The organism is Bacillus sp. FMQ74 (assembly GCF_001875785.1).
In the GTDB taxonomy this organism is placed as follows: Bacteria; Bacillota; Bacilli; order Bacillales; family Bacillaceae; genus Bacillus; species Bacillus stercoris.
This window is the reverse complement of record NZ_MOEO01000001.1, coordinates 82,587-97,685: the sequence shown is the minus strand read 5'-3', so window position 1 is coordinate 97,685 and position 15,099 is coordinate 82,587. Positions and strand designations below refer to the sequence as shown.

Genomic DNA, 15,099 nt, shown 5'->3' with positions numbered 1-15,099 from the left:
ACACGATTGTTTTGGGTTTTTTGAGCGTTATGCAATGGAATGTTTCTGTCCCTTTTGCAGTTCATACATTTGATAATATTGGCCTTCTAATGCCATCAGTTCCTCGTGGTTCCCTCTCTCAACGATTTCTCCTTTATCAAGAACCAAAATCTGATCCGCATTTCTGATTGTTGAAAGCCGGTGAGCAATGACGAAGGTGGTGCGTCCTTGTTTGACGACATCAAGCGCCTTCTGGATTACGGCCTCTGTCTCTGTATCAATGTGCGCCGTTGCTTCATCTAAAATCAAAATCGCGGGATCAAACGCCAAAGCTCTGGCGAAAGAAATTAACTGCCTCTCTCCAGAGGATAGCGTGCTGCCTTTCTCAATCACGGGTTCATTCATGCCCTTCGGAAGCTTTTTTAGAAGCGGCTCGGCACCGACTTGCCGCAGTGCTTTTTTCATTTCTTCTTCAGTCATTCTTTCGTCATCCAGACTTACGTTAGATCCGATCGTGCCCGAAAATAAGTACGGGTCCTGAAGCACAATGCCCATATGAGATCTGAGTTCCTGTCTTGACATGTTGTAAATGCTTTTTCCATCAATCAGAACATCACCTTTTTGCGCATCATAAAAACGAAACAGAAGATTCAAAATTGAGCTTTTTCCTGATCCGGTATGACCGACGAGCGCTACGGTTTCGCCTTTTTGCGCAGTAAAGGAAATATGTTTTAATACCTCCTCACCATCTTGATAGGCAAATGACACATCACGAAATTCAACCCGTCCCAGCGCACGCTCCTTCGCCGGTTGACCTGCTTCTTCCGTATTCTTTTCTTCAAGCAGTTCAAAAACACGCCCGGCGGAGACCCTAGCAAGCTCCAGCTTTGAAAACTGATTGACGATTCCTGTGATCGGCTGAAAGAGCCGGTTCAAATAATCGACAAACGCGTACAGCACTCCGATAGAAACAATCCCAGCCGCATTCAGGCTCGCACCGCCAAAATGCCAGATTAGACAGACGAACGCAAGATTGCGGATAACATTGACCAGATTATGGGACATTAAGGAGTTTAAATTCAGCATCCTGTTTTGGAAATAAAAATGTGATTCATTTAATTCCTCAAATTCTCTCATCGTTTCCTTTTGATGGCGGAAAGCCTGAATAATGGTCATGCCTTGGATTGACTCATTCATTTTTGCGTTAATGTCACTGTTGATTGAGCGGATTTTTTGATTGTAATATGACGCGTATCTTCGGTAAATGACCGACCATAACCAGATAATCGGCACAATTGCCAGACATACAAACGCAAGCTTCACATCAAGCAGAAACAAAGCCGTGAATATCCCGAACATATAGATTCCGCTTGTCACAAATGTAGAAAGGACGGTGACATATAAATCCCTGATAGCCTCCGTATCATTGGTAATCCGCGCAACGACTTTTCCGGCCGGAAGGTTGTCAAAATATCGAATCGGCATTTTCTGTATGTGCGAAAACACGTCCTGCCTCATCTTTTGAATAATCCGATTGGCGCTCATCTGAAGCAGATAATTCTGTCCGTATTGAAAAAACACCGAAAATACTAGCAAGCCTCCATACAGGCAGATCAGAAACACCATTCCCTTTATTTCCGGCTGATAGAATTGGAAAAGTTCCTGCTTAGTCAGCTTTTCGGCAGTATATGTTCGACTCTCGTCTCCGTTTGAGATCGTCAGCTTCCCGTCAGAAACCGTTCTATTCCCGTCGAAGCTGACAGCCTGATCAACAAAATAGAACGCCATTCCCACTTGATAAATATGCGCTTCTTTTGATTTTGAAACAGGTTCCTCCATTCGGTCCTCTCTGACATATGAGACTCCGTGAAACTGAACGGCATTTTTATCTTTTTCCGCAGCTTCATACCATGTTTTCTCAATGCCGAGGATATGGTCGTCTATCATTTTCTTGCCGATAAACGGTCCGGTCAGTTCTGCACCGACGGCGACAGCTAGCAATAGGACGGCCGTGATCAGCAATTTTCGATAAAGGAGTGCGTATTTCCATAACGTTTTTCCTATTTTCATGCCCCTGCTCCCCCTTCTTCCGCAGTGAACAGCTGCTGTCTTTCATATTGTTCCCGGTACCACCCATTATTGGCCAGCAGTTCTTGATGCGTGCCTCTCTCAGCAATTACGCCGCCGTCCATCACAAGGATCAGGTCAGCGTGCTCTACAGCCGATAATCGGTGCGTCAAAATAAATGTTGTTTTTCCTTTGCGGTTTTCTCTTATGTTCCTGATAATCGCAGCCTCTGTTTTGGCATCTACCGCGGAAAGCGAATCATCCAGAATCAAGATCTCTGGATTCGCCATGAGTGCTCTTGCAATCGAAATTCTTTGTTTCTGTCCGCCTGACAGTGCCACGCCTTTTTCGCCGACCATTGTCTCCAGACCTGCTGGAAGCATGTGCAAATCTTTTTCAAAGTATGCTTCGGCAATGGCTTGCTGAACCTCTTCATCACTTGCATCCTGTTTTCCGTATAAAATATTTTCTTTTACAGTCCGCGAAAACAGCAAATGATCCTGCGGCACATATCCGATCCACCCGCGGAGCCGGTCAAGAGGGATTTGCTGAATCGGTACGCCTGAAAATGTGATGCTCCCTTCACCTGGAGGGTACTGGCGCAAAAGCTGCTTAATAATTGTCGTTTTTCCGCTCCCTGTTTTACCGGCAATCCCGACCGTCTGCCCTTTTCGTACAGTAAATGAAATATCCTGAATATTGCTGCTTGTTGAGCTTGGATATGTAAAGCTGACATTGCTGAAAACGATATCTCCAGGCTCTTTAAGATCAGCGGGCTGTTTTGGATCTGTCACATCCGGTTGATAAGAAAGGGTTTCATTTACCCGGTCTAATGACGCATTGCCGCGCTGCATCACGTTAATGAGTTCACCAATTGCAAACATCGGCCAAATCATCATACCGAGATAAACATTAAAGGACACAAGCTCTCCAAGCGTCAGCTCGTTCCGGAACACAAGAAACGCTCCGTAGCCGAGCCCAATCAGATAGCTTGCGCCGACAAGCAGCTTCACCGTCGGCTCAAACAGTGAATCAATAAAAGCCACTTTCATATTTTTCTGATAAACATCAGCGGTCATCTCATTAAACCGGCGAACATCGTTTGTTTCCTGTACATACGCACGAATCACCCGAACGCCGGAAACAGATTCCAGCACCCTGTCATTCAACGCCCCGAACGCATTTTGGGCCTCCGTAAACCGCTCATGAATTTTACTTCCATATAGGCTGATTGCAATCGCCATGACTGGAAGCGGGATAATGGCGGCAAAGGTCAGCTTCCAGCTGATCAAAAACCCCATCGTCAAAAAGATCGTCATCATAAACATCGTAGAATCGACTAACGTCAAGATGCCAAACCCTGTCGTTAAACTGACGGCCTGAAGATCATTCGTCCCCCGTGCCATTAAATCGCCTGTCCGGTTTTTTTCATAAAACGGCGGCGACATAGTCAGCAGATGCCCCATCAGCTTCGTACGAAGAATTTTCTCCATCAGATTTGCACCGCCAAACAGCTGGTGCATCCAAAAATAAGACATCATATACACGACTGCTGTCAGTACAAAAAAGATACCGATATAAAACATCAGCCCTTCCGAAGTAAACGCCCCCGATTTCATATCATCTATGGCGTTCCCCAAGAGCTTAGGCGGAAACATTTCAATGACATTGACTGCTAATAAAAGGACAATCGCAATCGTATAGCGCAGCCAGTACACCTTAAAAAACCAGCCAAGCTTTTTCAATACTGAAAACATCTATCCCCATCTCCTCATCAGCCGCCTTCTATTTTTTCCTTGCAGCTTTTTTCATCCAATTTGGCACGAACAGCCATCACCTCTGTATTTGTCTTCACATCCCATACACCTGTCTTTCCTTAGATTTTGTATATAAAAAAGGCATGAAGCGTCAGCTCCATGCCTTTTTTAACCGATATGTTATGCACAGCGCTTTTCAGCGCGCGGCCAGGCCTAAAAAACCGTTCATGAAAACAGAACATAGGGTTTGCCGCGCCAATATGAAACTGTTTGATAAACACGCAAATTCCTTGGCATAGCAAACCCTCCTTCCATTCTGATTTCATCTTTTTATCATCATATAAACAAAACCTTTTTTTGTCAATCATTACTTGAATAGGAAAAGGTTAATTGTGCTCAAATTCGGGTAGTAGTGTTGTAAGACGCTTTGAAAGGGTGAGAAGGATGTTCCATGCTGACCGTATCATCGTTGCGTTTGACAGAAGTGAAAATAGTAAGAAAGCGCTTCAGACAGCTATTGATCTTGCTAAAACCGTAAATGCCGCTATTACCGTCGCCCATTCACATGATATGAAAAACAATCAAACCGTCATCGATCCGCCCAGACCCGCAGCTGAGGCAAGCTATATCAGCGGAGGCATGACAGGTGTTCCCGATCCGCTGATATCAGATGTTGCTTCGCCTGAACCAATCATCTATGAAGACCGTACGGAAGAAGTCATCGCCGAAGCCAGAATGATGCTGAATGAACAGCAGGCAGATGGAGATATCGATATATTAGAAGGCGATCCGGCTGAATCAATTATCGAGCATGCGAACCGCATTTCTGCCGATATGATCGTAACCGGAAGCAGAGACCAAAACAGGCTGAAAAAATTAATATTTGGAAGTGTAAGTGAAAAGCTTTCAGCGAAATCGGATATACCCGTCCTGATTGTAAAGTGAGCACGCTCTGTGCTCACTTCTTTTATATTCATAATTGTGAAAAAACATAGATTTTCGTTTTTTTCTGTTATAATGCTTTCGTGCCCAAAAGCACAAAAGCATTAAAGATAATTATGGGGTGTTATATTGGATTCTCAAAAAAAGCTGACGTTTCCGTTAGCCGTCGGTTTATTTATATTCATGTTATGCATTATTATTTCTTGCTTATTCTTTCTTCATGTAGAACCGCATATCCCGCTGTTTTTATGTGTTGTCATGCTTTCAGCAGCCGGTCTATGGTTCGGATTTTCCTGGAAGAGTATTGAAAAAGGGATTGTAGAGGGGATCAAAAACGGCGTACAGCCGATTATCGTTCTGGCGCTGATCGGCATCTTAATCGGCGCATGGATGTACAGCGGCGCTATACCGTCTGTGACGGTGTATGCACTATCCTTTATTGAACCAAGCCACCTTCTGCTGACCGCTTTGTTTTCATGCATGATCATCAGCACACTTGTTGGCTCAAGCCTGACAACTGTAAGCACAATCGGAGTAGCACTGATTGGCGTAGCGAGCGCGGCAGGCGTTCCGCTTGAATGGACGGCAGGCGCAGTCATATGCGGCGCTTGTTTTGGTGATAAAATGTCGCCGCTGTCGGACACAACCAACTTTGCCGCCGGAATAGGCGAAATACCGATCTTCGAACACATTCGCCATATGACAGGCACAACCATTCCAGCTTTGCTCATCACTGTCGTTCTTTTTTATTTTCTCGGTTCATCAGTGTCAGTGAACGCTGCTTCAACCGATGATATTCAACAAGTCATAACCGTAATCAAAGATGCCGCAACCGTGACACCGTGGGCCCTTCTTTCCCCGCTCTTAGTCGTTTTGCTGGCAATTAAACGGGTATCAGTCATTCCCGTTCTGGCTGCCGGAATTATTTCCTCGGGAATTTTGACTGCTATTTTTGTGCCCGACAGCAGCCTGCAGGCGTTTATGACAGCTCTGCAAAATGGCACGAGTTTCGACACTGACAATGAGGCAGCCGCTAAAATTATCAACAGAGGCGGACTGCAATCCATGATGGGCTCAGTCTCTCTCATTATGATTGCTTTTGCACTCGGCGGATTGATGGAAAAAATCGGATTGATTTCTGCACTATTGGAAGGCGTCATGAAAGGCATCCGCTCAAAAGGCAGTCTTGTTGCAGCAACTGTCTGCTCAAGCATCGGCGTCAATTTGGCAACCGGCGAACAGTATTTATCGATATTAATACCGGGACAATCATTTAAATCCTTATATGACAAACAAAACATCCAGCGAAAATTTTTGACAAGATCATTGGAGGACGGCGGAACATTAATTAACCCGTTAATCCCTTGGGGCGTCAGCGGCGCTTTTATGGCGAGCGCGCTTGGTGTTCCCGTCATAGACTACTTCCCGTTTGCGTTCTTCCTCTATATATCGCCAATGATCTCCATTTTGATTGGATTTGTGAAAAAATAAAAAGAGCTCCGCTGCAAATAGCGGGCTCTTTTCTTCGTTGTTTTATGAAATGCTTGCAGCCTGCTGAATGCTTTCTTGAAAAGCAGCCTGAAGCTGTTTTGTCACTGGTCCGGGTTTACCGCTTCCGACCGATTGTCCATCTAGCGTCACGACAGGAATAATTTCTGCCGTCGTTGACGAAATAAAGATCTCTTCCGCCTGTTTCAACTCTTCTTCACTGACAGGATTCTCATCCAGTTTGATCCCATTCTTTTCAATCAGCCCTAAAATATTCATCCGGGTAATTCCATTGAGAATGAGCCGGTTAGCCGGATGTGTTCGCACCGTCCCGTTGATAACGGCATAAACGTTAGAGGATGTACCCTCCGTAACAACGCCGTCCCTCAGTAAAATGGCTTCAAATGCTCCCGCTTCATAGGCCTTTTGCTTCGTCATCACATTATATAGTAAATTCAGACTTTTGATATCACATCTTAGCCAGCGAAGATCCTCATCTGTAATGGCCGCCACTCCGTATGCCTGCTCTTGCTCCGGTTTTTTCACAGCAAACGTGTAAGCAGTGGTTTGCGGCTCAAGGCCTGCTTCATATTGATGTTTTCGCGGGGCCACGCCTCTAGTTGTCTGAATGTATACCGCTCCCTCACTGACCGCATTTTCCTGTACAAGCTTTTGCAGGTCCCACTCGAGATCTTCTATGCTGAACGGCAGTGAAATTCCGATTTCAGCTGCACTTCTGAAAAAGCGCTCTGCATGCTCACGTAATCCAAACAATACTCCTTTGTACACCCTGATTACTTCATAGATGCCGTCACCAAACTGGTAACCGCGATCTTCCAAATCGATCGATGCTTCACTGCGCCCAATCAGCCGGCCATTGACTAAAACCTTCATAAAAGCCCTCCCTTTTCGAGATTTCCCTGATGTATTTCAAGCTGTCATTGTCACTAATTCTATCATACTGGACATGCTGAAAAACAGAAAGATCCAGAGATCTATAGCGGAAAGGAGTTTATTTTTTCCTTAAAATCTGATATTTCGACAAATTTTCTATGTTCTTTCCAGTTTTATTCCTGTATACTTGATTGGTAATACATAGGTTGTAAACATATGGCATCTTCATAAGCTGCCTGCTGTACAGCATTATGTAGAGATTTTATGCCAATGGAGAGATTGTTATGCGACAAACGAGAGGAGAAGCTTCTCCTTCTGCAGTTTCGCTTGCTTTTAAATTTGCAAGTTTAGCAGTTTTATGTGTGCTGCTTTTGCTTATGGTGATTTTGGGTTATTCCAACAGTTCAACGAAAGCGAAGGAAGTCACAGTCACAACAAACGGCCAGCTTCGAGATGAGAAGGAAAGCCTTAAGCTGAAAAACGACTCCCCCGACCTGCTGATAAAACATCTGCAGACAAAGCAGAACATGGGAGATAAAACAGTTTACTTAACCTTCGACGACGGCCCTTCAGCCGTTACAACCCGCTTGCTCGACGTCCTGAAAAGTGCTGATGTAAAAGCGACATTTTTCATGCTTTCACCGCGGATGAATGAATTCAAGCAGGCGGTGAAAAGAGCAGAAAAGGAAGGCCATGCACTCGGTTTACATGGCGTGACTCATAATAACAGATTGTTCTATCAAACAGAGACATCTCCGTTAAAAGAAATGCAGGAGGCGCGTGACACGCTGCAAGACATTACAGGATATAAAACCGATCTTGTCAGAACGCCATACGGAAGCAAGCCGTCACTAACCGCCTCACAAATTCGCAATCTGGAGAAAGATGGGTTTGTGTACTGGGATTGGACGATCGACAGCATGGACTGGAAATACCGGAATTCACAGTATGTGACCGCCGTATTACAGCAGCTTGAGAATATGGAACACAGCTCTTCAAGCCGCCCAAATGTAATACTCATGCATGATCTTCCCGCTACCGTAAACGCGCTGCCGGTGCTAATCAATAAATTAAAAGAAAAAGGCTATTCCTTCGGAGTGTTAGAGGACACAATGGTTCCTGTTCATGAATAAAAAAGTGAGGCGCATAAGGCGGCTCACTTTTTTATGCCCAAACTTCGGGCAAACTCGCCGATTTTTTGATGGATGACCATGTCAAACAGGCTGTCACAATACGTTGGTTCAAGGTTTATGATGACTTTCTTCATACCGGGAATCAGACTTGCATCCTCAGGCACAAATCTCGCCGGAGCTACTTCGAGAGACGTGCCGATAACCATTAAAAGATCTGCTTGATCCAGCTTTTCATAAAGGGTGTCAAAGTGCAAGACGGCATCCCCAAAGAGAACAACATCGGTTTTTAATACCCTTCCGCAAATGTCACCATTATTTCCGGCCGCCGTGCACTCCGGCACCTCCCGCTCCAGTAAATGAGGAAGGTCATATCGGGCGCCGCATGCCGGACAAGCTGCTGTCTGGATAGAACCATGCAGTTCGTATACATGCCTGCTCCCGGCTTTTTTATGAAGACCGTCAATGTTTTGCGTGAAAATATCGACCTTCTTCCCTTGTTTCTCCAGCTCAGCTAAAAGCAAATGCCCTTCATTCGGTTCGAAGCTGCCGCTCATTTTCATCTGGAACAATTCTTTGAATTTGGGCCAAAACCGACGCGGATGGCTTAAAAAATAATCAAGGCTCATCGCTTCCATTCTTGAGGCATCCTCCGTCCAAATGCCTCCTGCTGAACGAAAGTCAGGAATTCCTGATTCTGTGCTCATCCCCGCTCCAGTCAACACGACAATTCTCTGTGCTTCATTTAGAATTTTTTTGAATGCTTCCAACTCAACACCGCCTTTTTCTCTTATTTTACCATGAAAAAGACTCCGCCTCTGTCAGACGAAGTCTCTCTTTTAAGCCCGTTCCTTTTCCTCTTTATTTAGATTCACCTGGAATGGGTCGCTTTCGTGCTTTTGCTTTACAACAACCATTTGGCCGGGATATGCAAACTGGACGCCTTCCGCACCTAAAATCTCAATAATTTTATAGTTGATATCCTCTCGAATATCAAGGTTTTCAGCCCAAACCGTTGTTTTTGTATAGAAATTAAAAAATAAATTATAGTAGCTGTCGGCAAACGTATCAAAGTTGACCATGATTGTTTCATTATCAACGCCCTCATGCTCTAGCAGCATTGTTCTGAGAGAACGAATGGAACGTTCAAGATTCTCAATCGGCGTAGCGTAGGACACATGGATGGAAAACGTAATCTGACGTTTGGTCATTCTTGTCCAGTTCGTGATCGCTTCCATCGACAGCGTAGAATTGGGCACTGTTACAAGCGCCCCCTGTGCTGTTCTGAATCTCGTGCTCCTAAAGGTAATATCCTCGACTGACCCTGTTACCGTCGACGTCTCCACCCAGTCACCAATCGTGAACGGCTTTTCAGTAATAATAATAATACCGCCAAAGAAGTTGCTGATGGTATCCTTCGCAGCAAGCGCAAAAGCCAATCCGCCAAGACCAAGGCCCGCTACAAATCCGTTGACATCATAATTGAATTCCTGAGCGATCACACTGACACTGAGCGCTATGATCACAAAACGGAGCAGCTTGGATAAAAACGGCGCCAAAATGTCATCCATGTCCAAATCAAAGCGCTGATTCACTTTATGGAAGATAAACGACGACGTTGCGGTCAAATTACAAAGCCCCCAGGACAAGAGCGCCACAATCAGCGAACGGTATATTTTGCTGATGACAGGCATTTGCTCGTCAAAAAACGGTGAATACCGGATCGCTAAAAACAGCCCAAGGGCAACAAAAAACCATCTGGCAGGCTTATCAAACGCCAGAACCACCTGTTTAAAAATTTCTGTTTTCGGCCGGTTTGTCAAATTAAAAAGCAGGTTAAAGAAATATCTCGTGAACAATTTTCTCAGTATAAGAAACACCAGCAAAATCGCCAAGCTGATGCCGACTTGTATGATGTTATCAAGCGTAAAATACTGTTGCAAATAATCTGGCATGACTGTCTCCCCTCTATCCCAATCGATTGTTTATTATACTAAAATATTCGTAAAGATGCTTATTTAAATGTCTTTTGCAAGCACAAAACCCCGGCGAAACGCCGGGGTCATTTCTCAATTCATCTATCAGCCAGATTCAATAGGGACAGTCACTTACTTTTTTTCGTTTGTGTCTGATCAAGGAGAGTTGCTTTTTGCATTTCAGCATCCGTTTCGGCTTTAATTCTTTCCTCCACTCTGATTCTCCCTTTTCCCATGATCTCGCCTCCTTTTTTGCTATTATAAAGGAACAGAATGTTTTGTGAATATGTCGAACGGCCTAATTTTCTGACGAAATATGTTTAGATACGCTGAATGTCTTTTTTTAGTTATACGCTGTACTCAGCCTGGACCATTCCGATATAGCAGAAAAAATTCACCAGTTTGTATCGCGGTGCATATATGGATTTGATACAATAACAGAAATGCCCATACGAGGAGCTGACTTAGCTTGTACACCATTGCCCATCGCGGAGCATCAGGTTACGCTCCGGAAAATACGATTGCCGCATTTGACCTTGCGGTGAAAATGAATGCAGATATGATTGAACTGGATGTCCAGCTTACAAAAGACAGGCAGATTGTTGTGATACACGATGACAGAGTTGACCGAACAACAAACGGATCGGGCTTTGTTAAGGATTTTACCTTGGAGGAATTGCAGAAACTCGATGCAGGAAGCTGGTACGGTCCCGCTTTTCAAGGAGAGCGTATTCCGACCCTGGAAGCAGTGCTCAAGCGCTACCACAAAAAAATCGGCCTTTTAATTGAACTAAAAGGCCATCCGTCTCAAGTCGGAATTGAAGAAGAGGTTGGACAGCTGTTAGGGCAATTTTCTTTTTCTATCAATAATATTGTCCAATCCTTTCAGTTCCGCTCCGTCCAAAGGTTCCGCGAGCTTTATCCATCGATTCCGACAGCGGTCATTACAAGACCCAATTTTGGCATGCTGTCCAGAAATCAGCTGAAGGCCTTCCGCTCTTTTGCAAACTATGTCAATATAAAATTCACACGGCTCAACCGTCTGATGATCGGTTCCGTCCATAAAAGCGGCTTAAACATATTTGCATGGACTGTCAACAATCAAAAGACAGCGGCAAAATTACGAGCCATGGGTGTGGACGGCATCGTTACAGATTACCCGGATTTGATCATAAAGGATGGCAAACATGAAAAGATATAGCGCGGTTTTTATCGGAGGCGCGCTTGGCGCCTGCCTCCGATACGGATTAAACTTATGGATACACACCGGTCAGTTCCCTGCGGCAACCTGGCTGGAAAATGCGGCAGGCAGCCTTCTATTAGGAATTTTGACCGGATTTTTTATGATTGGGGCAAAACATCCTCTGCTGTCAGCTTTGTTAGGCACCGGCTTTTGCGGAGGCTTCACAACAATGTCTACGTTTTCTAAGGAAACAGTGATGCTTTTGCAAGGACAACCCTCACTGGCTGTTTTGTATCTGGCAGTCTCATTGATATCAGGGATCATATTTGCACTGATTGGTGTTTTTGCGGGACGGCGCATAGCAGGCATTCAGCAAAGAAAGGGGCTGCAGGAAAGATGACACTAGCGGGTATTTTCATAGGGGGCGGACTTGGCGCCGTGCTTCGCTTCTGGCTTGGCAATGCGATAACCGCCAGAGCCAAAGGTCTCAGCCTGCCCATTGGCATACTGACAGTCAATATTCTCGGAGCTCTCGGGCTCGGAATATGTACAGGGCTTCACGTTACAAATGCTTCGGTTTCGCTTATCATCGGAACGGGGTTTTTTGGCGCCTTTACGACCTTTTCCACTTTCAGCGTTGAAAGTGTTCAACTCCTAATGGCCAAACGTGTAATGGAAAGCATCCTTTACATCGCCCTGACACTTTGCGGGTCATTATTGGCATTTTGGTGCGGCTGGACAATCTCAATGTAAAAAAACCTTGAGCTTATTTCTCGCTCAAGGTTGCACTGTTCAGCATCACAGGCTCGGGCAGCGGCAGTTTGTGGTGCGCCGTAATCCCTGTTGTGCTGCCGGCTTCTTCTTTTATATCGATTTGCTTGATTAATCGGCCGTCCATCTTCAGCACCTTTATCGTATATGAACCGATACGAATGGATTCACCAGCCTCAATATCGATGTTTTCTTTTAATATCAGTCCGCCGATCGTATCAACGTCTTCTTGAATCGATGCGCCAAGAAGGCTGTTCACCTGATCGATCCGAACCTTTCCATCCATCACATAATGGCCGTCACCAAGCTTTTGGATCAGCGGCTGTTCATCTTCATCAAATTCATCTCTGATCTCGCCGACAATTTCCTCAAGAATATCCTCTGTCGTCACAAGTCCCGAGGTTCCTCCGTATTCATCAGACAAAATGGCCATATGAATGCGCTCGCGCTGCATTTTAATCAGCAAATCATGAACCGGGATCGTTTCAATGACTTCAATGACCGGCCGCACATACGGATGGATCGTCATCTTCATTCGTTCTTCTTCTGTCATAAACAGCAAATCAGAAAACAAATGCTTCGTATTGACCAAACCGATCACACTGTCTTTGTCCCCAGCTGTGACTGGCCAGCGCGTGTATTTTTCCTTCAGCATGACTTCAAGCATCTCGGCCATCGTCATCTCAGTTGACACAGCGGCCATTTCCTTCCGCGGTATCATAATTTCTTTGGCGATCCGATTATCAAATTCAAAAATCTTATTCACATATTTATATTCAGACGGATTAATCTCTCCGTTTTTTAAGCTCTCAGACAACAGCATTCTGAGTTCTTCCTCAGAATGGGAACCGTCATGTTCTGACGCAGGCTTTAAACCGAACATTCCGCATAAAAGCCGCGCCGATCCATTGAGGATCCAAATAAACGGAAACAGGAGCAAATAGAATAAACGCAAAGGACCCGCTATCAGCAAGGTCAGCTGCTCTGCCTTTTGAATCGCGACCGTTTTCGGGGCCAGTTCACCTACAACGACGTGCAGGAATGTGATCAAGCCATACGCGACTGCAAAAGAGACTGCATGAGAAACCGAGTCCGGCAAGCCAAGCGGTTCAAACAATGGATGCAGCAGCCGTTCAAAGGCCGGTTCACCCAGTACGCCAAGTCCAATTGATGTCAATGTAATGCCCAGCTGGGATGCGGATAAATATTCATCCAAATCTGTAATGACACGCTTTGCGAGTATCGCCCGTTTGTTTCCTTCTGTGATAAGCTGATCTATTCTGGATCTCCTTACTCTAACAATCGCAAACTCGCTTGCAACGAAAAACGCGGTTAAAGCAATGAGCACGCCAATTAAAATCAGACTGTCAATATCGTCCATTTAACCTTATCCTTTCATTAAAGGATAAGGAGTCACCTCCTGATATAATCATTTTTCCTTAACATTGAGGTACGCGGTGTATTGTTGCCTAAGCAGAGGGCCCCATCATACCACCTCCAAAAGTCAAAGTTTGATTATAAATTGTATATTTTATTGTAACACAACTCATTCCAAAAATGATTTTTAATTTTTAGACTTTTATTATAGAGAAAGCCTTAATTGCACGCACTGCTTGTCAATTCTGCTGACGCCTGAATTGGAGAAGTAAGGATTTTGTGAATATAAAAAAAGAAAACAGCATGGAAACTGTTTTCTTTTTCTTTGCCTTCTTAAGCAAAATCTTTATATAAAGAAACGAAAATATTCCGTGAGTTTTTAATCTGCTCGATCGGCACACTGAAGGATAAGCGAAAATGCCCGCTCATTCCAAAACCGCTGCTCGGTACAATTAATAATTTGTATTTTTGGGCGGCATGCATGCAAAATGCGACTTCATCTTCAATCGGCGATTTCGGAAAAACAAAGAAGCCCCCCTTTGGCATTTCAAATTCAAAACCGGCTTCTCTTAAAATGTCTACCATTAAATCCCGGCGCTCTTTATACGCGCTTGCGTCTACTCTTAAATCATCCATTCGTGCCACAGCCCGCTGCATCATAACAGGGGCATTCACAAATCCAAGCGTTCGATTACAATACACAAAAGCGTTGATCAAAAGGCCCGCATCCGGCATTCGGCTGTCCAATCCGATATACCCGAGCCGCTCTCCGGCTATGCCGAGATCTTTACTGAATGAGCTGGCCAAAATCACACGATGATACGATTGAAACGGATTTGCCAGCTCTTCATCATAGACTAATTGACTGTACGGTTCATCAAACAGCACATAAATCGTCTGGCCGCTTTTTTCTTCTATTTCTTTTAATAAAGCGCCTAAATCGTCTATATTTTTCTGGCTGAGAACAGTGCCTGTCGGGTTATGCGGTGTATTGAGAATCAGCCCTTTCGTCTGCGGGGTGATCGATTGCCTTACAGCTTCAATGTCGATCTCGAACCGGTCTGTCAATGGGCAGCTGACGGCCTTGCCCCCATAGTTCTCAATATACAACTTATATTCGGCAAAATAAGGTGCGAGAATAATGACTTCTTCCCCAGGGTTTATGATGCTTTTTAATGCAACATTCAAAGCGCCGCCCGCGCCCACCGTCATGACAATCCGCTCCGCTTGGAAATCAGCTTCAAAACGTGACCCCAGAAATTGCGCGACTTTTTCTCTCGCTGCCGGAAGACCTTGGTTTTGTATGTATCCGTGGCTGCCTTTTTCAGCTTCCGCTATTAACGCTCTCTTAAAAGCTTCAGGAGGTTCAACAATCGGGTTGCCGAGTGAAAAATCAAATACCTGGTCTTCCCCGAACTCTTTCTTCAGTCTTGCACCTTCATCAAACAGCTTGCGAATCCAAGATCCTTTATTTAAGTTTTCTTCAACTTCCCGGGATAACCCAGCCAATTTCATCTGTCCCTTCCGTGTACGAT

At 44.8% G+C, this 15,099-nt stretch carries 15 protein-coding genes; 6 read left to right on the top strand and 9 right to left on the bottom strand.

Annotation, left to right across the window (positions count from 1 at the left end; all coding sequences use genetic code 11):
* Window positions 1-27: 27 nt before the first annotated feature.
* The 3 genes from bmrD to BLL41_RS00505 form a co-directional block, all read right to left on the bottom strand.
* A complete protein-coding gene (bmrD, locus tag BLL41_RS00515; RefSeq protein WP_071576400.1) occupies window positions 28-2,049 on the bottom strand; it encodes a multidrug resistance ABC transporter ATP-binding protein/permease BmrD in 2,022 nt (673 codons plus the stop codon).
* Window positions 2,046-3,803 (bottom strand): multidrug ABC transporter ATP-binding protein BmrC, encoded by a 1,758-nt coding sequence (gene bmrC, locus BLL41_RS00510; protein WP_071576399.1) that lies wholly within the window; start codon window positions 3,801-3,803, stop codon window positions 2,046-2,048. The genes bmrD and bmrC overlap by 4 nt, the downstream gene beginning before the upstream one ends.
* Before the next feature lie 119 nt (window positions 3,804-3,922).
* Window positions 3,923-4,084 (bottom strand): hypothetical protein, encoded by a 162-nt coding sequence (locus BLL41_RS00505; protein WP_071576398.1) that lies wholly within the window; start codon window positions 4,082-4,084, stop codon window positions 3,923-3,925.
* A 163-nt stretch (window positions 4,085-4,247) separates the two neighbouring features.
* Here BLL41_RS00505 and BLL41_RS00500 point away from each other — a divergent pair, with 163 nt between their 5' ends.
* The gene (locus BLL41_RS00500; protein ID WP_071576397.1) at window positions 4,248-4,748 is read left to right on the top strand and encodes a universal stress protein; all 501 of its coding nucleotides are present in this window, start codon (window positions 4,248-4,250) and stop codon (window positions 4,746-4,748) included.
* A gap of 126 nt (window positions 4,749-4,874) precedes the next feature.
* Window positions 4,875-6,236 carry a Na+/H+ antiporter NhaC gene (gene nhaC / locus BLL41_RS00495; RefSeq protein WP_071576396.1) on the top strand — a complete coding sequence of 454 codons (1,362 nt, stop codon included), beginning with the start codon at window positions 4,875-4,877 and terminating at the stop codon, window positions 6,234-6,236.
* A 42-nt stretch (window positions 6,237-6,278) separates the two neighbouring features.
* Here nhaC and dat read toward each other — a convergent pair whose 3' ends face one another.
* Window positions 6,279-7,127 carry a D-amino-acid transaminase gene (gene dat, locus BLL41_RS00490; RefSeq protein ID WP_014663368.1) on the bottom strand — a complete coding sequence of 283 codons (849 nt, stop codon included), beginning with the start codon at window positions 7,125-7,127 and terminating at the stop codon, window positions 6,279-6,281.
* A 284-nt stretch (window positions 7,128-7,411) separates the two neighbouring features.
* Between dat and BLL41_RS00485 the strand changes: the two genes are divergently transcribed.
* Window positions 7,412-8,260, top strand: coding sequence for a polysaccharide deacetylase family protein (locus tag BLL41_RS00485; protein ID WP_071576395.1), 849 nt, complete (start codon window positions 7,412-7,414; stop codon window positions 8,258-8,260).
* A 23-nt stretch (window positions 8,261-8,283) separates the two neighbouring features.
* Here the strand turns inward: BLL41_RS00485 and srtN are convergent, their stop codons facing one another.
* From srtN to BLL41_RS00470, 3 genes are all read right to left on the bottom strand, one after another.
* Window positions 8,284-9,027: a sirtuin NAD-dependent deacetylase gene (srtN, locus tag BLL41_RS00480; RefSeq protein ID WP_071576394.1), complete on the bottom strand. Its 744-nt coding sequence runs from the start codon at window positions 9,025-9,027 to the stop codon at window positions 8,284-8,286.
* A 69-nt stretch (window positions 9,028-9,096) separates the two neighbouring features.
* Entirely contained in the window at window positions 9,097-10,212 is a 1,116-nt protein-coding gene (mscY, locus tag BLL41_RS00475; protein WP_071576393.1) for a small-conductance mechanosensitive channel protein MscY, read from the bottom strand.
* A gap of 149 nt (window positions 10,213-10,361) precedes the next feature.
* On the bottom strand, window positions 10,362-10,469 hold the full coding sequence (locus tag BLL41_RS00470) for a YhdX family protein (protein WP_003224203.1): 108 nt from the start codon (window positions 10,467-10,469) through the stop codon (window positions 10,362-10,364).
* Between the two features lie 233 nt (window positions 10,470-10,702).
* Between BLL41_RS00470 and BLL41_RS00465 the strand changes: the two genes are divergently transcribed.
* Genes BLL41_RS00465 through crcB form a run of 3 tightly spaced genes read left to right on the top strand, consistent with a single transcriptional unit; the run spans window position 10,703 to window position 12,169 of the window.
* The gene (locus BLL41_RS00465; RefSeq protein ID WP_071576392.1) at window positions 10,703-11,434 is read left to right on the top strand and encodes a glycerophosphodiester phosphodiesterase; all 732 of its coding nucleotides are present in this window, start codon (window positions 10,703-10,705) and stop codon (window positions 11,432-11,434) included.
* The gene (locus BLL41_RS00460; protein ID WP_071576391.1) at window positions 11,421-11,816 is read left to right on the top strand and encodes a fluoride efflux transporter FluC; all 396 of its coding nucleotides are present in this window, start codon (window positions 11,421-11,423) and stop codon (window positions 11,814-11,816) included. The genes BLL41_RS00465 and BLL41_RS00460 overlap by 14 nt, the downstream gene beginning before the upstream one ends.
* A complete protein-coding gene (crcB, locus tag BLL41_RS00455) occupies window positions 11,813-12,169 on the top strand; it encodes a fluoride efflux transporter CrcB (protein ID WP_071576390.1) in 357 nt (118 codons plus the stop codon). The genes BLL41_RS00460 and crcB overlap by 4 nt, the downstream gene beginning before the upstream one ends.
* A 13-nt stretch (window positions 12,170-12,182) precedes the next feature.
* Here the strand turns inward: crcB and BLL41_RS00450 are convergent, their stop codons facing one another.
* On the bottom strand, window positions 12,183-13,568 hold the full coding sequence (locus tag BLL41_RS00450; protein WP_071576389.1) for a hemolysin family protein: 1,386 nt from the start codon (window positions 13,566-13,568) through the stop codon (window positions 12,183-12,185).
* A 329-nt stretch (window positions 13,569-13,897) separates the two neighbouring features.
* Complete coding sequence (locus BLL41_RS00445) at window positions 13,898-15,079, bottom strand: pyridoxal phosphate-dependent aminotransferase (protein ID WP_071576388.1); 1,182 nt, start codon at window positions 15,077-15,079, stop codon at window positions 13,898-13,900.
* Window positions 15,080-15,099: the final 20 nt, after the last annotated feature.